This window comes from Aliiroseovarius sp. (genome assembly GCF_965228805.1).
Taxonomy (GTDB): Bacteria; Pseudomonadota; Alphaproteobacteria; order Rhodobacterales; family Rhodobacteraceae; genus JASBTN01.
Genome location: NZ_CBDDIE010000003.1, coordinates 937,535 through 955,864, shown reverse-complemented (window position 1 = coordinate 955,864; position 18,330 = coordinate 937,535). Strand labels below are relative to the sequence as shown.

Here is an 18,330-nt window from a genome sequence, read left to right as displayed (position 1 = left end):
CGGCACCTGTCCGCACCTGCCGCTTGCTTGGATGCCACGAGGGACGAAGGACGCGTCACGTGAGTACAGCTGGAATAGAAGAAGGCGCGGGGAATGCCCGCGCCCATCGCCTGTTTGTTCTAAGTCAGAAGTAGCTTCGTACCAGCGCGCCGGATACCAGGCTCCACCCATCTGCGACCACGAAGAAGGCTAGTTTGAATGGGAGCGAGACGATCGCCGGCGGCACCATCATCATGCCCATCGACATGAGAATTGCCGCCACGACGAGGTCGATGATCAGGAAGGGCAGGAACAGAAGGAAGCCGATCTGAAAAGCGCGTTCGATCTCTGACAGCAGGAATGAGGGCACGAGCAGCGACAGTGGCGCCTCTGGCTCGGGTGCAATCCCCACGGTGGCCTCGCGCAGGCTGGCGAGGTTCTGGAAGGTCTCGACGTCGATCCGGGCGGACATGAAGACCCGGAAAGGCTCAAGTGCTGCCATGAAGGCTGGTTCCAGCTCCATATTGCCTTCGGAAAAAGGGGCGGCCCCACGCGCCCAGGCCTCGGTAAACACAGGTTCCATCACGAAATAGGTCAGAAACAGTGCGAGGCTGATGATCAGCATGTTGGGGGGGGATTGCTGCAACCCGATGGCCTGGCGCAGGATCGACAACACCGTGACGATGAACGGGAAGCAGGTGATCATGATTGCCAGCCCGGGCACTAGGCTCAACACCGTAACCAGAACCAGAAGCTGAATCGAGCGGGTTGCAAGGGACCCATCGTCGCCCAGGGAAATGGAAATATCCTGCGCAAGGGCCGGGCCTGCCAGGAAAATCATAGTTAACAAAATAGCCGTGCAGAAGCCCACGGCGCGTGTGACACGGGCCATGGTCAGAGCCCCGATTTCAGATCGGCAACTTCGGTCAGACGCACGGCCAGCTGCCCACCGGGGTCGCCTTCGACTTCCTCCAGCTCCCCTCGCGCAATCAGCTTGTCGCCGATGTAGAGTTCGACCGGATCCTCGACCTTCTTGTCCAGGGGTAGAACCGAATCCGCCTTGAGTTTCAACAGGTCCCGCACCATTGGCCGGGCCTTGCCCACCGATATCGTGATCTCGATCGGCACCTGGGTGAACGGGTTTGAGTTACCGTTGTCCATATCTTGTGCAAAGTCATCCATTCTGGAACGCCTTCTCGTTGAGTTCATAAAGACCGTTGATGGCGGTGCCGATCCGGTCGACCGCCCCGGTCAGATCAAGATGTTTTTCTGTCTTGCCCGAGCGCAGGAAGACTTGGCCTTCCGCCAGGCTTTCCTCTTCCTTCAGCGCGAAGGGCACGGTGGTGGCCTCCGACAAAAGGGTTTCCAGCGCCGGGCGGCTGGCCGGGCTGACCACGACCTCGATCGGGGTGTCGGCGGCTTCGGAGGCCAGGGGAAGCAGTTCTTCGACAATGGTCTGCCCCACGGTCTCGGACACGATGCGGGGCAGAACCTTTTCGACCATCCCGGTCAACAGAGGCTCCAGCGCATGCATCACGTGGCTGCGTGCCTCATGAAAGGTAAAGCCGAGGTCCTGCAGGTTGCGGGCAAACTCCGCGCCAATGCGGCTCTGATCCTCGGTCTCGGCGCGGTTGGCATCATCCCAGCCAGCCTGGTATCCCGCCTCGTAGCCTTCAAGGCGCACCTTCTCGAGCTCTTCGACCGATATCGCGGGGGCGGGAGGCGGAACTGGTGGAGCCGCAGCGGCCTTTGGGCGTTGCGTGCCCGAGGGCAGGTCGGCCGCGTCGAACTCCTCAAGGGGAAACAGGGATTTCATCGCACTGGCTCCTCTTCATCTTCCATCCAGCCCCGCAGAACTTCGACCATCTCGCCCTGACGTTCGTCGATGAGTGCGCGTAGGCGTTCGACCGGATCCAGGGGTTCGCCCCCCAGCGCAGGCAGATCGTCGTCGCCGAAATCAATGTCGGATACCACAGCCATTTCAGGCGGAGAGAAACCGCCATCATCAATTTCTCCCGTCAGGGGCGGCAGGTCGGGAATCGCATTGGGGTCGGGAAAACCCTCGCCGTGCGCTGCGGTGGGTGTGGGCAGGCCCGAGGGGATCGGCGCCGGGCCAGGAAGGGCGCCCGCAGCCGCGCCAGTCGGGGCGGATGCGTCCGCATTGGTGCCGAAGATCGGGCGCAGGACAAACAGGCCAAGAATCAAGGACACAAGGGCGAGCACACCTATCTTGATCAGCGACATGACATCCAGGTTCAGGCCTGACATCAGTCCGCCGCTGGCTTCGCTGCCCTCGGCAACGATCGGCTCGAACTCCATGGTTTTGAGGGTCAGGCTGTCGCCGCGGGCTTCGTCGAACCCGACCGCAGAGGCAACAAGCTCGCGCAATGCTGTCAGTTCGGCGTCGGGACGCGGCTCCCAGACCGGGTTGCCGTCCGCATCCACTGTTCGGATCCCGTCCACGAGGACGGCCACACTGATGCGTTTGACGGTTCCTGGCGCGCGCAGGATTTCACGGGTGGTTTCCGAGACTTCGTAATTCACCCGCTCGCGCGTTTCGGAATTGCTGGACGAAGAGGCGCCGTCACCGCCTGTTGCCTCGCCGGATGGGAGATTCGAGGCGACCGACACGCCGCCGCTGCGCGTATCGCGGGCAGAGTTCGTGGTCTCTTCGGTCTCGGTCGATATGGCGATGCGGCTATCGGGGTCGAAACTGCGCTCCAGGATCGATTCCCGTTCGGTCGCGGTTTCCACGTTCACCTCGACCACCGCGTTGCCATAGCCGACGCGGGCTTCCAGAAGGCGTTCGACGTTCCGCTTGAGCTCCTCGGCTCGGTCACCGCCATCGGCAGCGCCCGTTGCGACCTCGTCGCCTGACATGACCAGCCCACCACGCGCATCGATGATTGAAACGTCTTCCGGTGACAGCCCCGTGACGGCGGACGCCACCAGGAATTTCAAAGCTTTGGCGTGCTGGGCGGAAAGGGTGCCGCTGGCTGTGGCGACGGTAACCGATGCTGTTGGTGTCCCCCTTTGCCGAAAGCCCTGCGGCGAGGGGTTTGCGATATGCACGCGCGCTTGTTGGATGAGGGGAGAGGAGACAATGGTGCGCGCCAGCTCCCCTTCCTTCGCGCGCCAATAGGCGGCATCGAACATCTGCGAGGTGGTTCCGAATCCTGACAGGCCATCCAGCAGTTCGTAGCCCTTTGAGGAGTTCGTTGGCAGCCCTTCGCTGGCCAATGTCATGCGCAGCTCATCTCGGCGGGAGCCTTCGACGAAAATGGATCCGCCGCGAATCTCATATTGCGCTCCGCGTGCCTCCAGCGCCTTCACGACCTCACCGGCCGGACCCGATTCGAGCCCTGCATAGAGAAGCGACATTGATGGCTGGCTGGCCATGCGTGACAGGCCGAGCACGGCGGCAAACATCGCCACAGTGGCCAAGACCACAATCACCCTTTTGCGCATGTCCAGCGCGGACCAGACGTTCAGGATCTGCTGCAAGACGTAACTCCTTCTGCGAGCGGGCTTCTGCCCCCGTCGTTGCAACCGTTTTCCCAGATCGCCCTTAACAATCGGTTAGTAGGCACCGGGCTATAAGGATTCGACACGAAAAAAAGTGGTGACACCATGGCGGACGTTGAAGAGCCGATTGAAGGTGAAGAAGAGGCACCGAAGAAGAAGTCCAAGAAGGGCTTGCTGATCGGTGTTGTGCTCGCGTTGCTGTTGGGCGGCGGCGGGTTCTTTGCCGTCTATTCGGGGCTGATTCTGGGCCCCGCGACCGAAACCGCTAACGCCGATGTGCCGGTAGAAGAGGCCGTGGATCTGCCGCCGGTGGCTTTTGTCGAGATTGATCCGTTGGTGATTTCCCTGGGCAACGGGGTGAGCAGCCGACATTTGCGCTTTCGCGCCTCGCTGGAGGTTGAGCCACAATATCAAGAGGATGTGACCAAGTTGGTTCCGCGCGTTCTGGACGTGCTGAACTCGTATCTGCGCGCGGTCGAAATGCGGGATATCGAAGACCCTTCGGCGCTTTTGATGCTGCGTGCGCAGATGCTCCGGCGGATCCAGCTGGTGACCGGGGAGGGGCGCGTGCGTGACCTCCTCATCATGGAATTTGTCCTGAACTAGGGAAGGAGAACCCCCGATGCTGGACATGATTGCAGATACGCTTCTGGCCGCCGGTGCAGTCGGCGCGGCAATCTATTGCTTGGTGCTCAGCCGCCGCCTGAAGAAGTTCAACAACCTGCAGGACGGGATGGGCGGCGCAGTGGCCGTGCTGTCCGCGCAGGTTGATGACATGACAAAGACGCTGGAAAAGGCGCGCAAGGCGGCCGGGCGCAGTTCACGCGAGCTGACCGACCTGACTGAACGGGCTGAGGACGTGTCGCGAAAGCTCGAACTGATGTTGGCGTCGATGCATGACCTGCCCGAAGTGTCCGAACCGCCTGCCGCAGATCCGGACGAAAGGGACGAGCCGCTGTTTCTGAGCCAGCGCAACCGTGTGGAGGCAGCAGAATGAGCAAGCAGGAAAAGCAGGAAAAACCACGTCGCCGTCGCGGTACACGCGGGGTTCTTTGGGTCATTGCCTTGATGCTGGGCGCCTCCGGCCTGCTACGTCTCGGTGGTCCGGTGGGCCATGCGGTGGCTGGCGAGGTGCTTGCAATGGCCGAGCCCGAAGCGGAGCCGACCGCTAGGGCCGGTGATGCAGACCCGAACCTGGTCGTCGTCCTTGCCGAACTCAAGGAGCGTGAGGTGCGATTGAGCGCGCGTGAGGCCGCGTTGGAAAACCGGTTGCAGGCGCTCGCCGTGGCGGAAGAACAGATATCGAAGAACCTTGAAGCCCTGACCCGGGCGGAAGAGGAGTTGGCCGCAACGATGGCACTGGCGGATACGGCGGCAGAGGATGACCTGGCTCGGTTGACTGCGGTTTATGAGAACATGAAGCCGAAAGAGGCCGCGCCACTCTTCTCTGCGATGGACCCGCAGTTCGCCGCTGGTTTTCTGGCGCGGATGCGCCCTGACGCAGCCGCAGCAATCTTGTCCGGGCTAGAGCCCGAAAGCGCCTATGCGATCAGCGTGATTCTGGCTGGACGCAATGCCGCAGTGCCGACGAATTAGCCTGATGCTCAGGGTTTCTTAACCTTGGTCTGACAGGCTGATGACAAGGACGAGTGGAGGCTTTGACATGATCGGTATCGTCGGTATTGCGATGATTTTCGTAATGGTGTTCGGTGGTTACCTGGCCGCAGGCGGCAAGATGGGGATCATCCTGAAATCCTTGCCGTTCGAATTTACCATGATCGGCGGTGCGGCAGCCGGGGCCTTTGTGATTTCAAATGACCTTGGCGCGATCAAACATACGGTCAAGGATGTTGGCAAGGTCTTCAAGGGGTCCAAGTGGAAGCCCGAGGACTACAAGGATCTCCTTTGCCTGCTGTTCGAGCTGATTCGCCAAGCGCGCCAGAATGCGGTGGCGCTTGAGGAACATATCGAAACCCCGGAAGACAGCCCGATCTTTCAGAAATACCCCAAGATCCTCACTGATCGTGAGGCGATCGACCTGATCTGTGACACGCTGCGTTCGGCCTCGATGAACTATGATGATCCACACCAGGTCGAGGAAGTGCTGGAAAAACGCATGGAGGCAAATCTGCACCACGCGATGCACTCCTCCCACGCGTTGCAGACCGTTGCCGATGGCCTACCGGCGCTGGGCATCGTTGCGGCTGTCCTGGGGGTTATCAAGACCATGGGCTCCATCGACCAGCCGCCCGAGATCCTCGGCAAGCTGATCGGCGGCGCGCTGGTTGGGACATTCCTGGGCGTGTTCCTAGCCTATGGCCTGGTTGGGCCGTTCGCTTCGAAGGTAAAAACGGTGACCGAAGAGGACGCGCATTTCTATCAGCTGATCCGTGAGGTTCTGGTCGCCAATCTCTACAACCATTCGACCAATATCTGTATCGAGGTTGGACGTCAGAACACGCCCAGCCATATCCGCCCCAGCTTCTCGGACCTCGAAGAAGCTCTGAAGGAAGTGAAAAAGGACGCCGCATGATTGCGCGAGCCGCTCTTTGGGTTCTGTTGCTTTTCCCCTGCGCCTCCTGGGCGCAGGACGTGTCCATTAGGTCCGGGGAGCATGCGGATTTCTCCCGTCTGGTTCTGGATTTTGATTCCCGCGTGACTTGGCAGTTCGGCCGGGTCGAAGGCGGTTATGAGCTGCGCGTTTCAACGCCTGAAGTGCAGTTTGACCTAAGCCGTATCTTTGCACTGATCCCAAGGACACGCGTGCAGTCCGTTGAGGATCGTGGCGAGGGTAGGCTTTTCATCGCTTCGAGTTGCGACTGCCACGGGGATGCATTTGACCTACGGGCCAGCGAGGTGGTTCTGGACATCAAGGACGGGTCGGCGCCACATGCCGCAAGCCCTTTCAACCAAACCCTGCCAACTTTATCTGCGGCGCGGCAGGCAGACCCGGTTGACGCCATTTATCCAGATGAGGCGGTGGCTGTGGCAGAGGACGTGTCGCCTGAACCGATCATCATGCCCCAGGAACCACGAGAAGCGCGCGCGGGACTGCCGATTACCTTCGGGTTTGGCACGCCCTTGCCCCAGGCCGCGTCGCAAGCCGACCCTGAGTTGTCTGTGCAACCGACCGAGCCCGTCGCGGAGGCGTTGGGGGATGAGTCTGCCCCAGCCGATCCGCCTGTTGATCCCTACGCCGATGTCGCTGGGGACGAGATGGCAGAAGGGACGAGCACCCGCGTTTCGGAAACAGAAGAGGCATTGTTGCGTCAGATCGGTCGGGCCGCGGCCCAAGGTCTCCTTGAGGCGGACTTGGAGGCAACCGAGGCTGCGGTTGAAGCCGCGCTTGATCCGGTGCCTGAGCCCGAGCCTCAGTCGGCGCCGACCGAGGTGGAGGCCGCAGTTCCCGAAACACCATCCGACCCGACCGAACATTTGCGCATTCAGACCGTGATTGATCGTGACTTGGGCCTGTCCGAAACGGCGGATGCCCCCAGAACTCACGAAGGGGAGACCTGCCTGTCGGCGGAGCATTTCGACATCGCGAGCTGGGGTGTTCCACCCACCGACGGCGCGGATCTCTCAGTGTTTCGCGCGGGGCTTCTGGGGGAATTCGACAAGGCCAATTCCGATCATGTTCTGGGCCTTGTGCGCAATTACATCTACCTGACGTTCGGTGCCGAGGCGATTGCCGTTGCGCGCCGATACGAGGCGGACCTGCGACGGCCGGATTTGTTGATCATGATGGGTGAGATCATGGATCACGGGGAAAGCAGCCTCCCGGCCGCCGTGGTCGAGCAAATGGCCTGCCAAGGTCCTGTTGCTCTTTGGGCGGCCTTGGCGCAGCCCGAGCTGGCACCTGCGGCGGATATCGACCGGGGGGCGGTGATCAAATCATTCTCGGCACTTCCTTTGCACCTGCGTCGACATCTTGGGCCAGGATTGTCGCGGAAGTTTCTGGACATCGGCGACGTGGCGACCGCCAATGCCCTGCGCGATGCGGTCGCGCGGGCTCCGGGGAACCACGGGGCGGGGTTTGACCTTCTTGAGGCGCGCCTGGACAGGTCAAATGGGGATGCGACCCGGGCAGATGACCGATTGGACGAGATCATCAATGCAGACGGACCCATCGCTCCGGAGGCGCTGTTGTCTTTGATCGAAGCCCGTGCCGCAACTGGAGCACCGATTGATGCGCGGTTGCGCGAACTTGCGACGTCAATGGCTTATGAGCACCGTGGCACGGATATGGGTGCGACGCTTCTTGGTCTGGCGATCGAAACCGAGGCCCGTGCAGCTCGATTTGACGAAGCGTTTGTCCTGCTTGAGGAGGCAAGGGCGACCTACGGGGCGGATGCGGCTGGTACGAAGGCCTTGTATGAGACATTTTTGATCGAGCTGGCCGAGGCAGGCGACGATGCAACCTTCCTGACCCATGCTGTGTCGGAAATCGAACAGATACAGGCTTTGCCAGCGTCGGTTAGGCGCGTGGTTGCCGGTCGGCTGCTTGATCTTGGTTTCGCAGGTTCCGCGCGCATCAGCCTGTCCCATCCCAATGAGATACCAGGACCGGAAGACCGAGTGCTCTTTGCACGGGTGGCGTTGCTGGAAGGCCAGGCCGGTGTGGCCATGGGCTACCTTGCCGGGCTCGATGACCCGGCAGCAGTTCGGCTGCGGGCCCGGGCACAGTCGGCTCTGGCGGATCACGAAGGTGCCGCGTCAAGTTGGGCGCAGCTTGATGAGGAGCAAGCACGGTGGGACGCGGCCTGGCTTGCCGGGGATTGGGAGCTTCTGGAACATGCCAAGGGCACTCATTATCAGGAAGTTGCGCAGATCATGTTGCAAGACCGTCTGGAAGAGGCGGCGCAAGATGGCCTGCCCGAAGGAAATGCCATGAGTCGAGGGCAGGATGCGCTGTCGCAGAGCCAGCGGATACGGTCCACCCTGTCGAACCTGCTTGAGGGGACGGGGCCCCCCTGACCGGTGCGAAGTTACGGATTGTAAACCAATTCTGCCTAGTCTGAGCCATGAAGTAGTCAGCAAGAAATGCGACGGTCATGGCATATGTTACGAGGAATCGCGGGTGGGGGTGTCACTTGCTTCGATCGAGCTTTCTGCTCCTGTCCTTGGCCGTTCTTCTTGCCGCTCCGATTCCGTCCAACGCTGACTCCAGCCACGCGGACGGTGACCTTTGCATCGCAGCCGCAAACCGGGCGGCCGAGGCGACCGATGTCCCGAACGATGTTCTACTTGCAATCAGCATCCTCGAAACCGCGCGTCCCGAAGTGACCCCTTTGGCCGCCTGGCCTTGGACAGTTTCCGTTCGGGGCGAAAGGTTCCATTTCGCAACGCGAAACGCTGCAGCAGGCTTTATGAAAACCTCCATTCAAAACGGTGAAGTTGCGCTTGAGGCGGGATGTTTCCTGATTGACCTGAGCCGTCATGGCGCGGGCTTTCCCACCATGCTGCACAGCCTGGACCCTGAGACCAATGCGCTCTATGCCGCGCGGCTCTTGTTGGAGTTGTACCGGGAAAAGGGGGATTGGGATCTGGCCGCCGGGGTCTACCACTCCCGTTCAGTGGCTCTGGCGCGTGACTACGCAGCCAGATTTCGGATCCTGCGTGCGGATGTGATGATTGCTGACGGGGCGGCAACTGCCTTGCGGCAACCCGTTTCAACTCTCGCCTCGGCATTTTCCAACTCTGCCCCCGGCACACCAAGGGAAATTCGGTCATTGGACTTGGCCTCGCCCCGTTCGCCAACCTTGGGGTCCCTGTTCCCGACGAATGGGATTACCGATCTTTCCGCAACCCTGCCACGGGACGAGTGACCAATGACGCTGGACCTTTCGACCATCTTCAAACCCACCATCCTGCTGGCGCTTGCGCTCATGGCGGTGATCGTCATGATGATCCTGCCAATGCCGGCCTGGGTCCTGGACATCGGGCTGGCGGCCTCGTTCGCGCTGGCGATCCTGATGTTTACAGTAACCCTGTTCATTGAACGCCCGCTGGATTTTTCTGCCTTCCCGACTGTGCTTCTGGCCAGTCTCATGCTGCGCCTTTCGCTCAATGTTTCGTCGACCAAACTGATCATCGGTGAAGGGCACAGTGGTACCGGGGCTGCGGGGGATGTGATCGAAGGCTTCGCCAATTTCGTCATGTCGGGCAGCGTGTTCCTGGGTCTGGTCGTGTTCTGCGTTCTGCTGATCGTCAATTTCATCGTCATCACCAAGGGCGCCGCGCGCATGGCGGAAGTCGGCGCGCGCTTTGCTTTGGACGGTATGCCCGGCAAACAGCTGGCGATTGACAGTGACATGTCAGCCGGCGCGATCGACCACGCCGAAGCCAAGGCCCGGCGTGAGAAGGAACAGCAGGAAACAACCTTCTTCGGCTCACTGGATGGTGCTTCGAAGTTCGTCAAAGGGGACGCAATTGCCGGGCTTCTGATCACACTTCTGAACATGGTCATGGGGCTGATCATCGGCATCGTCATCCACGATATGGAACTGAGCCGCGCCTTTGAAACCTATGCGATTCTGACCGTCGGTGACGGTTTGGTCAGCCAGATTCCGGCGGTCATCATCTCGATTGCCTCAGCGCTGCTGCTGGCCCGCGGCGGGGCCACTGGATCAACTGATATGGCGCTGTTCTCGCAATTGGGCCGCTACCCGCCCGCGCTGGCCACGGTTGGGGTTCTGATGGCGCTCTTCGCCCTGGTGCCCGGCCTGCCCTTCCTGCCTTTCGTGGCCGGTGCGGCTGTGCTGTGCGGTGCGGCCTGGTGGGTGCATCAGAACACCCAGAAGAAGGCCGCAGAACAGGCGCAGGCACCCAAGCAGGAAGAGCCTGTGCGCGAAGAAAGCATGGGCGATGTGCTGGATTTGGACGATATCCATGTCGAGTTCGCGCCGGACCTCGTGGCCATGGTTCTGGACCCTGCAACGGGCTTGGACGCGCGCATTGCCAATATGCGAAACCATGTGGCCACGGTGTTCGGCCTGATCCTCCCCGAGATCCGGCTGACGGACAATGCCTCACTTTTGACCGGGCAGTATGTGGTCAGCATTCAGGGGGTTGAACAGGCCCGCGACCGGCTGGAGCCGGACATGGCTCTGGCAATCCTGACCGGAATGGAGGTCGACCTCCCCCCGGGAGAGGACGTCAAGGAACCGGTCTATGGGGCACCTGCGCGATGGATCCCGATCGCGGATCAGGAGTCTGTGGCGCTGCAAGGAGGCACTGTCGTGACCCCGACAGAGGTGCTGGCCACCCATCTGCTTGAGGTGATGAAACGTAACTTCGGGCGGCTTCTGAGCATGAAATCCCTGCGCCGTCTGCTGGATGAGTTCACCAACCTTTCCGACCCGGCACGCGCTGAAGCAAACCAGCGCCTGTTGGACGATCTGGTACCGGAAAAGGTGCCGATGGACCTTCTGTTGACCGTCTTGCGACTGTTGCTAGAAGAACGGGTGTCGATCCGCAACCTGCCCTTGATCCTCGAGGCGGTTGCCGAGGCGCGCGCAGTTATCCCGACACCAGAGGGGATCTGCGAACATGTACGCCAGCGGCTTGGCTTCCAGCTGATCGCCGAGTTGAAACGCGAAGATGGCACCCTGCCACTGGTTCAGCTTGCCCCGGAATGGGAGCAGACCTTCTCCACCTATCAGATCAACAGCGAACGGGGGCCGGGCGACGTGGCGCTGCCGCCTGAGGACTTCAATCGCCTGGCCAATTCCATTGCTGAACGCATCGCGCGAGCGGGGGCGGACGGGATTTATCCAGCCCTGGTCACGTCGACCCGCCGTCGCCGCTTCCTGCGCACGGTGTTGAGCGCGAAAGGAATTGCCAACCCGGTGTTTTCCTTTGAAGAAATCGGGACAGAGGCACGCCCATCGCTCGTTGGCATGATCCCGGCATGAGCGGGCAGCTGGCAGAAATCCTGGCGCTTGGTCAGGGGGGGCTCTTGGTTGCGGGGATCGTATTCCTGCGCGTTGGGGCCGCCATGGCCTTGCTGCCGGCTTTTGGTGAACGCTCGGTTCCGGAACGCATTCGACTGGTGCTTACACTCGCCTTTACTGCGATCGTCTTCCCGGCCGTGGCCACAAGTTTGCAGACCCGGATCGATACGGGAACCTTTCTGGGTTTCTTCCTGATCACTGAGGTTGTTGCGGGGCTGGCCATAGGCATTGTCATCCGCCTGTTCGTTCTGGCCTTGCAAATTGCGGGGAGCATTGCGGCGCAATCGACGTCCCTGGCGCAGATTTTCGGCGGGGCCACGGTCGATCCGCAGCCTGCCATCGGCCATGTGCTGCTGGTGGCCGGGCTGGCCTTGGCGGTGATGCTGGGCCTGCATGTGCGCCTGGCCCAGGTTCTGATCCTCTCCTATGACATCCTGCCTGCGGGGCAGATGCCCAGTGGGGATCTGCTCAGCCAATGGGGAATTGCGCGTATTGCGCGGGCCTTTGGTCTGGCTTTTACCCTGGCCGCGCCCTTCGTAATCGCCTCGCTGATCTACAACGTGGCGCTGGGTGTCATCAATCGGGCAATGCCGCAGCTGATGGTGGCCTTCGTCGGGGCCCCCGCAATTACGGCCGCGGGTTTGATCCTGCTGTTTCTCACGGCGCCGATCCTGCTGGCGACCTGGATCCGCGCACTGGACCTGTTCTTGAACAACCCGTTTGGAGCGTGGTGATGGCTGACGGATCGGACGACCAGGACAAGCAACACGAACCAACCCAGAAAAAACTGGATGATGCCCGCAAGAAGGGTGAAATCCCGCGCTCTGCCGACCTGGCCACCGCCGCATCCTATGCGGGTGTGTTGCTCGCCGCGACGGCAATCGGGGCGACAAACATGAAAGACATTGGTGCGGAGCTGGCAGGGATCATCGCCCGCGCGGACCGATTGGCACCGAATGTGTTCAACGGTGGCGGGCTGACCTTCGCAGGCAGCTTGCTGATTGATCTGGCCGGGCTTCTTGCACCCTGGTTCATGATCCCGATCGTCACCGTTCTGGCGCTGTTGATCGCAACCCGCAGTTTTGTTGTCGCACCGGAGAAACTGCAACCCAAGCTGAACCGCATCTCTCCTCTGTCCAACGCCAAGAACAAGTTCGGGCGCAGCGGGCTGTTCGAGTTTGCCAAGAGCTTTGTCAAACTCACGATTTACTCGATCATCTTGGGGGTCTTCCTGTGGCAGAAATTGCCCGAAGTGATCGGCACAATCGGGGTCGAGCCCGCGATGGCGACCAGCGTGCTCTTGGAGCTGTGTGTGCAGTTTTTCGGTATCGTGCTGCTGATCGCGCTGGTGATTGGTGGGATCGACTTTGCCTGGCAATACCAGGAACACCTGCGCAAGAATCGCATGTCCCACAAAGAACTGATGGACGAGGCCAAGCAGAGCGAGGGCGATCCCCACATGAAACAGCAGCGGCGTCAGAAAGGGTATGAGATCGCGATGAACCAGGGCATTCAGGACGTTCCGGATGCCGATGTTGTTGTGGTCAACCCGACCCACTATGCGGTGGCGTTGAAATGGTCGCGCCTGCCGGGAGAGGCCCCGATCTGTGTCGCCAAGGGCGTTGATGAGGTTGCGGCCCGCATTCGCGAAGTTGCCTCGGAAGCAGGGGTGCCGATCCATCGTGATCCGCCCACGGCCCGCTCGCTGCATGCGATGGTTGAGATCGGACAGGAAATCCATCCTGAACATTACCAGGCCGTGGCCGCCGCAATCCGCTTTGCCGAGAAGATGCGCGCCAAGGCGAAAAGCAGCGTGGTACGCATGCGATGAGCAAGGCGTTGTCGGATATGGCCCGGATCGGGCAGATGGTGCTGGATGGCGACCTGGCCGAACTGCGTGAGGTGTCGGAGCGCATCGATGCGTTGCGGGCACGGGTTCGCGAGCTTGATGCGCAGCTCTCCGCCCGGGCAAGAACGGCGGCACAGGGGCTGGAAGAGGATCTGGCGTTGCTCAATGGTCGGGACGAGGCTTGGGCGGACTGGGTATCTGCGCAAAAGGCCGAGGTGCGCCGCCAGCTTGCCGGGCTGATGGCCGAACGCGAGGACAAGCTGGCCCAGGCGAAACAGTCTTTCGGTCGCGCTCAGGCGATCGACGCATTGCAATACCGCGCCCGGGAGGCGCGGTTGATCAAGCTTTCACGACAAGGATAGGTGGGTGTCAGATGTCCTGACGCACGAAATCGGTGATCAGCACGTCGATGACCGAATTGCCCATCGTCTTGACAGCGACCTCTTTCAGAGCCTTGCGCAGCGAGTTCAGCTTGGTGCTGTCGGTAAAAACCCCGTCGAACCCGCCGATGTTGGAGTGGGCAAAGAGCACGTCCAGGAACTCGCTGCGCAGCCTTGGTTCACGCTGATAAAACTCCTCGGTGCTGCCTGGTTTGACCTCCAGGTTCAATGACATGACCACCAGCGCTGAGACCTGGCCTTCAGACACGACCGGCACGACGAACTGGTTGTTCATCTTGACGAAGTCGCTGGTCGGCTCGCCTTCTTCCACCGGCTCCTCTTCGGGCGGGGCGGCGGCATGCATGACATCTGCCCCGATATCACCACAGGGGTTGATCTCGACCACTTCCGGTTCGGGCCGGAGCATCAGCCCCGCTCCGACACCGCCGCCAAGACCGATCAAAGCCAGAAGGATGGGAAGGATCTTGCCCATGGGAACCTCGGATCAGAAGGGAAGGATGATATCGGCAACCTGCTGGCCGTAGCGGGGTTGCTGCACGTCGGTGATCTGTCCGCGGCCGCCATAGGAAATGCGCGCCGAGGCGATCTTGTCATAGGGGATCTCGTTCTGGCGCGAGATGTCTTCGGGCCGCACGAAGCCTGTCACGATCAGTTCGCGCAGCTCGAAGTTCACCCGCACTTCCTGGGTGCCCTGGATCTGCAAGACGCCATTGGGTAGGGTGCCGATCACGGTGGCTGCGACGCGCAGGGTCAGTTTTTCGTTGCGCTTGGTCGTGCCGCTGCCTGAGGAGGCGCTGTTCGAAGTGGTTTCCACGGCCGAACCCATGGTTGCCCCGGTCGGCAGGGCCTGATCCACGGTCTGCGGAATTCCGAACAAGTGCGGCACACCCATCGTTTCGGCCCCGCTGCGCGACCGAGAGGAATCGTTGGAAAACTCCGCCTGATCATTGATCTCGATCGTAACGGTCAGGATGTCACCGGTGTTCTGAGCGCGCCGATCCCCCAGCAGGGAGCTGCGCCCGCCGCTCCAGAGCGAGGCGCGGTCCACGGGGCGATCACCTTCGACTTCGACCGGCAGGCCCGCGCGGTTCATTGCGGCAAACTCGGCACCGCTTTCGGCAGGAGACATCGCCGGGGCTTTGCCGACATTTTCCAGGCGCCCACAGGCGGAGGCGGCAATAACGAGGGAAAGAAGGAAGGCAAGACGCCGCATTTCTGTGTCCTTTACATGGAGGGAATGGAGGGCGGGCTGACGGTCACGGTGCCGTCCGCCCGGATGATGCCGGTGACCGTGTTGCGCGAACCCAGGTTCATGACGCGGATCGCGTCGCCCACGCCGCCGCGCGACAGTGACCGGGCCTCTGCCGCAATGACCAATGGCCCGGAGATGTAGTAGATCGTGACGATCTGGTTGCGTTCGATCAGGGCGGGCGGGCCGATATCCTCGATCCGGATCGGTCGCCCTGCGTAGAGCACGACGCGGGCCTCTTGGCCGATCACCTCGTTCAGGGCGATGTAGGTGCCAGGCGCCTCGCCCTGGATCACCTGCACGTCGCCAGGACCCAGGATTGCCTGGCTGCGAATGGTGCGGGTCGGCACGACGATGTCCGCAAAGGCGGGCGTGGTCATCAGAAGGAGGGCAAACAGACGGATCATCAGCGCACCTGCGTGGTTGCGGCGAGCATCTGGTCGGCGGCCGAGATCACCTTGGAGTTCAGCTCATAGCCACGCTGCGCCTCGATCAGTTCGGTGATTTCACGCACCGCGTCGACCGAGCTGTTTTCAAGATAACCCTGGCGCACGGTACCCAGCCCGTCTTCGCCGGGCACGGAAACGGTGGCGGGACCGGAAGCTTCGGTCTCCAGGTAGAGGTTCGAGCCGATCGCCTGCAGCCCCTTCTGGTTGGTGAAGTTGGCCAGCGTGAACTGGCCCAGCAGCTCCGGTTCGATCTGGTTCGTGAAATAGGCGTAGACCTCGCCGTCGGCGTTGATCGAAACGCGCAGCGCATCGTCCGGGATGGTGATATCGGGCACGACCACATAGCCGTCCGAGGTCACGACCTGGCCGTCGCCGGTCATCTTCAACCCGCCATCACGGGTATAGGCGGATTGGCCGGAGGGCAGGGTGACCTCCAGATAACCCGATCCCTCGATCGCCAGGTCCAGCTCGCCACCGGTCTGGGCGAGCGACCCCTGTTCCACCATCATCGACACCGCGGCGGGGCGCACGCCCAGGCCCAGCTGGACCCCGGTGGGCAGCACCGTGCCATCGGCCGCATTGATCGTGCCGGGGCGTGCCATCTGCTGGTAGTGCAGGTCGGCAAACTCCGCCTTGCGCGCGTTGTAGGCGGTGGTGTTCATGTTGGCGAGGTTGTTCGAGATCGTCTCGACCCGCATCTGCTGGGCAAGCATCCCGGTGGCGGCAATCTTCAGGGCACGCATGGCGGGCTCCTTTACTTGATGACGGTTTGCGAGACGGAGCGGATGCGCTCGTCCTCGCGTTCCAGGAAGGTCTGGCCCAGCTCGTAGGAGCGCTGGACCTCGATCATGCGGGCGATTTCGCTGACGGGATCGACGTTGGACCCTTCGACGTAACCTTGCAGGATGGCGGCCCCCTCGACCACCGGCTCGGTGCCGCCGGGGGCTTCGAACCGCACTCCGTCGCGATATTGCAGGTCGGTCGGATCGGCGGGCAGGAACAGGCCGATCTGGGTCAGGGGGCGGCCATCGGCGGACAGGGTGCCATCGGCGGCGACGGAAATACTGGCGGCATCCGGTGGCGCAAAGATCGGCGCGCCGCCCAGATCCAGAAGGCGCAGCCCGTCCGGGGTGGCCAGCTCCCCGGCCTCGTTCGGCGTGAAGGATCCCGCGCGGGTCAGAAGTGGCCCCTGCGGTCCCTCGACCATGAAGAAGCCCTCGCCCTCGATTGCGAAGTCGAATGTGCCATTGGTCTGTGTCAGGCCACCTTGGATCAGGTTGATTGAATGGGCGTTCGCCGTGGCCATCGACAGCGACGGGTCGCCCGGCTCCAGCGCCTTGACGAATTCGGAAAAGATCACGTTCTGCGCGCGATACCCGGTGGTGGCGGAGTTGGCGATATTGTTCGCCACGCTCTGCATTTCGCGCAGCAAGCCCGATTGGCGGGTCAGGGTGGTGTAACCGGCATTGTCCATGTCCTACCCTCCTGCGATCAGCGTGATGACGGTGGTCTGGAAGAAGCCGACCAGGGTTTCGGTCATGAACCCCATCGAAACCCAGAACACGGCGAGGATCGCGGCCAGTTTCGGCACGAAGGTCAGGGTCATCTCCTGGATCGAGGTCAGCGCCTGGAACAGGCCCACCGCGACGCCCGCGACCAGAGCGACGGTCAGGATCGGCAGTGCGATCAGCACCGCGTTCCAGAGCCCGGCGCGCAGCGTGTCGTAGAAGATGACCTCGTCCATCATACCGGCATCCTCAGGATTTCCTGGTAGGCCTCGACCACCTTGTTACGCACGGTGACGGCGGTTTCGACCGCCAGCTCGGTCTGTGCCAGGGCCTGGACCAGTGCGTGCGGGTCGGCGTCGCCGGCCATGGCGGCCATTGCGGTCTGCTCACCCTCGCGGATGGTCTGGGCAAAGTCGCGCGCGACCCCGGCGAAATCGGGCCCGTCCGAGCCACCGGTCTGCGGCTTTGGCGCCGTGGCCGGACGGGTTGCGGCATAGCCTTGTGCGGCAAATGCGGATTTGATGTCCATTCTGGACCCTCCTATCTGCGGAGAAGATCGAGCAGGCTGCGCTTCATCTGACGCGCCTGATCGAACATCTTGAGGTTCGCCTCGTAAGAACGCTGCGCTTCGCGCGCGTCCGCGATTTCGACCACCAGATCGACATTCGATCCATCGTAGTAGCCGGTTTCATTCGCCATCGGGTGCGAGGGGTCATAGATCTGCGGCAGGGCGCCTTGATCCAGTTTCAACGGGCCGGTTTCCACCTGACCGGTCGCCCGACCACCGTCGAGCACCTGGTCGAAGGACACGATCTTGCGGCGGTAGCCGGGCGTGTCCACATTGGCGATGTTTTCCGAGACATGGCGCAGGCGATTGGCCTGGGCCTGCATGCCCGAGGCCGATGCAGCGGTGGAGGCGCGAAAGTCACTCATGCGTCACCCCCTCACTGCTTGCCCAGGCTCGCGCGCATGATTCGCAGCGAGCTCTGATAGACCCCCAGCGCCAGGTCGTGATCGCCCTTGGCGGAAGCGGAGGCCATGATTTCGGTTTCCAGGGAAACGGTGTTGCCATTGGGCGAGGCCGCGCCTGGGCGCAGCACTTCGCGTGCCTCGACCACGTTGTGCGGACCGCTGGCGGTGTTCAGATGCCCCGCACGCGTGGCGCGCATGCCATCGGTCTGCTGCGGCGCATAGGTGTCGGCAAAGGACGCCATGTCCCGTGCGCGGTAGCCGGGCGTGTCTGCATTCGCGACATTCTGCGCGATCGTCGACTGTCGTTTGGCGGCATGCATGGCCAGTCCCTGGCTCATGCGAAAAATTTCCAGTTTGTCGAACATCGGGGCTTCTCCCTCGATTGGCTTCAACCAAGGCTTAACCCTGATTCCTTTAGAAAGGGTTTCAGACAGACAGGAGAC

23 protein-coding genes are annotated in these 18,330 nt (G+C 61.7%); 10 read left to right on the top strand and 13 right to left on the bottom strand.

Translation table 11 applies throughout. The features are described from left to right. Positions 1-124: 124 nt before the first annotated feature. Genes fliP through fliF form a run of 4 tightly spaced genes read right to left on the bottom strand, consistent with a single transcriptional unit; the run spans position 125 to position 3,483 of the window. Positions 125-820: a flagellar type III secretion system pore protein FliP gene (gene fliP, locus ACO07D_RS05950; RefSeq protein WP_421702031.1), complete on the bottom strand. Its 696-nt coding sequence runs from the start codon at positions 818-820 to the stop codon at positions 125-127. A 53-nt stretch (positions 821-873) separates the two neighbouring features. After that, positions 874-1,161, bottom strand: a complete 288-nt coding sequence (locus ACO07D_RS05945; protein WP_421702030.1) for a FliM/FliN family flagellar motor switch protein — start codon at positions 1,159-1,161, stop codon at positions 874-876. Next, positions 1,154-1,795: a flagellar biosynthesis protein gene (locus tag ACO07D_RS05940; RefSeq protein ID WP_421702029.1), complete on the bottom strand. Its 642-nt coding sequence runs from the start codon at positions 1,793-1,795 to the stop codon at positions 1,154-1,156. The genes ACO07D_RS05945 and ACO07D_RS05940 overlap by 8 nt, the downstream gene beginning before the upstream one ends. Continuing rightward, positions 1,792-3,483, bottom strand: a complete 1,692-nt coding sequence (gene fliF / locus ACO07D_RS05935) for a flagellar basal-body MS-ring/collar protein FliF (protein WP_421702028.1) — start codon at positions 3,481-3,483, stop codon at positions 1,792-1,794. Before fliF ends, ACO07D_RS05940 begins: the two co-directional genes overlap by 4 nt. Positions 3,484-3,609: 126 nt before the next feature. On the opposite strand from fliF, the gene ACO07D_RS05930 reads away from it, so the two are divergent. The 10 genes from ACO07D_RS05930 (at position 3,610) to ACO07D_RS05885 (ending at position 13,670) form a co-directional block, all read left to right on the top strand. Next, entirely contained in the window at positions 3,610-4,110 is a 501-nt protein-coding gene (locus ACO07D_RS05930; RefSeq protein ID WP_421702027.1) for a flagellar basal body-associated FliL family protein, read from the top strand. A 19-nt stretch (positions 4,111-4,129) separates the two neighbouring features. Then, positions 4,130-4,501, top strand: coding sequence for a DUF6468 domain-containing protein (locus ACO07D_RS05925; protein ID WP_421704996.1), 372 nt, complete (start codon positions 4,130-4,132; stop codon positions 4,499-4,501). Beyond that, the gene (locus tag ACO07D_RS05920; RefSeq protein ID WP_421702026.1) at positions 4,498-5,100 is read left to right on the top strand and encodes a MotE family protein; all 603 of its coding nucleotides are present in this window, start codon (positions 4,498-4,500) and stop codon (positions 5,098-5,100) included. Before ACO07D_RS05925 ends, ACO07D_RS05920 begins: the two co-directional genes overlap by 4 nt. 67 nt (positions 5,101-5,167) lie before the next feature. Further along, complete coding sequence (gene motA, locus ACO07D_RS05915; protein WP_421702025.1) at positions 5,168-6,037, top strand: flagellar motor stator protein MotA; 870 nt, start codon at positions 5,168-5,170, stop codon at positions 6,035-6,037. Between the two features lie 452 nt (positions 6,038-6,489). Further along, positions 6,490-8,481, top strand: a complete 1,992-nt coding sequence (locus tag ACO07D_RS05910; protein ID WP_421702024.1) for a hypothetical protein — start codon at positions 6,490-6,492, stop codon at positions 8,479-8,481. A gap of 146 nt (positions 8,482-8,627) precedes the next feature. Further along, positions 8,628-9,332, top strand: coding sequence for a lytic transglycosylase domain-containing protein (locus ACO07D_RS05905; RefSeq protein WP_421702023.1), 705 nt, complete (start codon positions 8,628-8,630; stop codon positions 9,330-9,332). 3 nt (positions 9,333-9,335) lie between these two features. After that, positions 9,336-11,420 carry a flagellar biosynthesis protein FlhA gene (gene flhA, locus ACO07D_RS05900; protein ID WP_421702022.1) on the top strand — a complete coding sequence of 695 codons (2,085 nt, stop codon included), beginning with the start codon at positions 9,336-9,338 and terminating at the stop codon, positions 11,418-11,420. Further along, the gene (locus tag ACO07D_RS05895) at positions 11,417-12,193 is read left to right on the top strand and encodes a flagellar biosynthetic protein FliR (RefSeq protein WP_421702021.1); all 777 of its coding nucleotides are present in this window, start codon (positions 11,417-11,419) and stop codon (positions 12,191-12,193) included. The genes flhA and ACO07D_RS05895 overlap by 4 nt, the downstream gene beginning before the upstream one ends. Beyond that, positions 12,193-13,290, top strand: a complete 1,098-nt coding sequence (locus ACO07D_RS05890) for an EscU/YscU/HrcU family type III secretion system export apparatus switch protein (RefSeq protein WP_421702020.1) — start codon at positions 12,193-12,195, stop codon at positions 13,288-13,290. The genes ACO07D_RS05895 and ACO07D_RS05890 overlap by 1 nt, the downstream gene beginning before the upstream one ends. Continuing rightward, positions 13,287-13,670: a hypothetical protein gene (locus ACO07D_RS05885; RefSeq protein WP_421702019.1), complete on the top strand. Its 384-nt coding sequence runs from the start codon at positions 13,287-13,289 to the stop codon at positions 13,668-13,670. Before ACO07D_RS05890 ends, ACO07D_RS05885 begins: the two co-directional genes overlap by 4 nt. A gap of 7 nt (positions 13,671-13,677) precedes the next feature. Here the strand turns inward: ACO07D_RS05885 and ACO07D_RS05880 are convergent, their stop codons facing one another. The 9 genes from ACO07D_RS05880 to ACO07D_RS05840 are packed head-to-tail and all read right to left on the bottom strand — an operon-like array spanning position 13,678 to position 18,252. After that, the gene (locus ACO07D_RS05880) at positions 13,678-14,181 is read right to left on the bottom strand and encodes a flagellar basal body-associated FliL family protein (protein ID WP_421702018.1); all 504 of its coding nucleotides are present in this window, start codon (positions 14,179-14,181) and stop codon (positions 13,678-13,680) included. Between the two features lie 12 nt (positions 14,182-14,193). After that, positions 14,194-14,922 (bottom strand): flagellar basal body L-ring protein FlgH, encoded by a 729-nt coding sequence (flgH, locus tag ACO07D_RS05875; RefSeq protein ID WP_421702017.1) that lies wholly within the window; start codon positions 14,920-14,922, stop codon positions 14,194-14,196. 11 nt (positions 14,923-14,933) lie between these two features. After that, complete coding sequence (gene flgA, locus ACO07D_RS05870) at positions 14,934-15,365, bottom strand: flagellar basal body P-ring formation chaperone FlgA (RefSeq protein ID WP_421702016.1); 432 nt, start codon at positions 15,363-15,365, stop codon at positions 14,934-14,936. Further along, positions 15,365-16,150 carry a flagellar basal-body rod protein FlgG gene (flgG, locus tag ACO07D_RS05865; RefSeq protein WP_421702015.1) on the bottom strand — a complete coding sequence of 262 codons (786 nt, stop codon included), beginning with the start codon at positions 16,148-16,150 and terminating at the stop codon, positions 15,365-15,367. The genes flgA and flgG overlap by 1 nt, the downstream gene beginning before the upstream one ends. Before the next feature lie 11 nt (positions 16,151-16,161). Then, positions 16,162-16,881: a flagellar hook-basal body complex protein gene (locus ACO07D_RS05860; protein ID WP_421702014.1), complete on the bottom strand. Its 720-nt coding sequence runs from the start codon at positions 16,879-16,881 to the stop codon at positions 16,162-16,164. 3 nt (positions 16,882-16,884) lie between these two features. Further along, a complete protein-coding gene (locus ACO07D_RS05855; RefSeq protein ID WP_421702013.1) occupies positions 16,885-17,154 on the bottom strand; it encodes a flagellar biosynthetic protein FliQ in 270 nt (89 codons plus the stop codon). Then, positions 17,151-17,444: a flagellar hook-basal body complex protein FliE gene (gene fliE, locus ACO07D_RS05850; protein WP_421702012.1), complete on the bottom strand. Its 294-nt coding sequence runs from the start codon at positions 17,442-17,444 to the stop codon at positions 17,151-17,153. Before fliE ends, ACO07D_RS05855 begins: the two co-directional genes overlap by 4 nt. Before the next feature lie 11 nt (positions 17,445-17,455). After that, the gene (gene flgC / locus ACO07D_RS05845; protein WP_421702011.1) at positions 17,456-17,848 is read right to left on the bottom strand and encodes a flagellar basal body rod protein FlgC; all 393 of its coding nucleotides are present in this window, start codon (positions 17,846-17,848) and stop codon (positions 17,456-17,458) included. 11 nt (positions 17,849-17,859) lie between these two features. Next, positions 17,860-18,252, bottom strand: a complete 393-nt coding sequence (locus tag ACO07D_RS05840; RefSeq protein WP_421702010.1) for a FlgB family protein — start codon at positions 18,250-18,252, stop codon at positions 17,860-17,862. Positions 18,253-18,330: the final 78 nt, after the last annotated feature.

Excerpts from the sequence above, each read along its gene's own strand:
- fliP (WP_421702031.1), bottom strand. The coding sequence starts at position 820 with ATGATTTTCCTGGCAGGCCCGGCCCTTGCGCAGGATATTTCCATTTCC.
- ACO07D_RS05945 (WP_421702030.1), bottom strand. The coding sequence starts at position 1,161 with ATGGATGACTTTGCACAAGATATGGACAACGGTAACTCAAACCCGTTC.
- ACO07D_RS05940 (WP_421702029.1), bottom strand. The coding sequence starts at position 1,795 with ATGAAATCCCTGTTTCCCCTTGAGGAGTTCGACGCGGCCGACCTGCCC.
- ACO07D_RS05930 (WP_421702027.1), top strand. The coding sequence starts at position 3,610 with ATGGCGGACGTTGAAGAGCCGATTGAAGGTGAAGAAGAGGCACCGAAG.
- ACO07D_RS05920 (WP_421702026.1), top strand. The coding sequence starts at position 4,498 with ATGAGCAAGCAGGAAAAGCAGGAAAAACCACGTCGCCGTCGCGGTACA.
- motA (WP_421702025.1), top strand. The coding sequence starts at position 5,168 with ATGATCGGTATCGTCGGTATTGCGATGATTTTCGTAATGGTGTTCGGT.
- flhA (WP_421702022.1), top strand. The coding sequence starts at position 9,336 with ATGACGCTGGACCTTTCGACCATCTTCAAACCCACCATCCTGCTGGCG.
- ACO07D_RS05895 (WP_421702021.1), top strand. The coding sequence starts at position 11,417 with ATGAGCGGGCAGCTGGCAGAAATCCTGGCGCTTGGTCAGGGGGGGCTC.
- ACO07D_RS05890 (WP_421702020.1), top strand. The coding sequence starts at position 12,193 with ATGGCTGACGGATCGGACGACCAGGACAAGCAACACGAACCAACCCAG.
- ACO07D_RS05885 (WP_421702019.1), top strand. The coding sequence starts at position 13,287 with ATGAGCAAGGCGTTGTCGGATATGGCCCGGATCGGGCAGATGGTGCTG.
- ACO07D_RS05880 (WP_421702018.1), bottom strand. The coding sequence starts at position 14,181 with ATGGGCAAGATCCTTCCCATCCTTCTGGCTTTGATCGGTCTTGGCGGC.
- flgH (WP_421702017.1), bottom strand. The coding sequence starts at position 14,922 with ATGCGGCGTCTTGCCTTCCTTCTTTCCCTCGTTATTGCCGCCTCCGCC.
- flgA (WP_421702016.1), bottom strand. The coding sequence starts at position 15,365 with ATGATCCGTCTGTTTGCCCTCCTTCTGATGACCACGCCCGCCTTTGCG.
- flgG (WP_421702015.1), bottom strand. The coding sequence starts at position 16,150 with ATGCGTGCCCTGAAGATTGCCGCCACCGGGATGCTTGCCCAGCAGATG.
- ACO07D_RS05860 (WP_421702014.1), bottom strand. The coding sequence starts at position 16,881 with ATGGACAATGCCGGTTACACCACCCTGACCCGCCAATCGGGCTTGCTG.
- ACO07D_RS05855 (WP_421702013.1), bottom strand. The coding sequence starts at position 17,154 with ATGATGGACGAGGTCATCTTCTACGACACGCTGCGCGCCGGGCTCTGG.
- fliE (WP_421702012.1), bottom strand. The coding sequence starts at position 17,444 with ATGGACATCAAATCCGCATTTGCCGCACAAGGCTATGCCGCAACCCGT.
- flgC (WP_421702011.1), bottom strand. The coding sequence starts at position 17,848 with ATGAGTGACTTTCGCGCCTCCACCGCTGCATCGGCCTCGGGCATGCAG.
- ACO07D_RS05840 (WP_421702010.1), bottom strand. The coding sequence starts at position 18,252 with ATGTTCGACAAACTGGAAATTTTTCGCATGAGCCAGGGACTGGCCATG.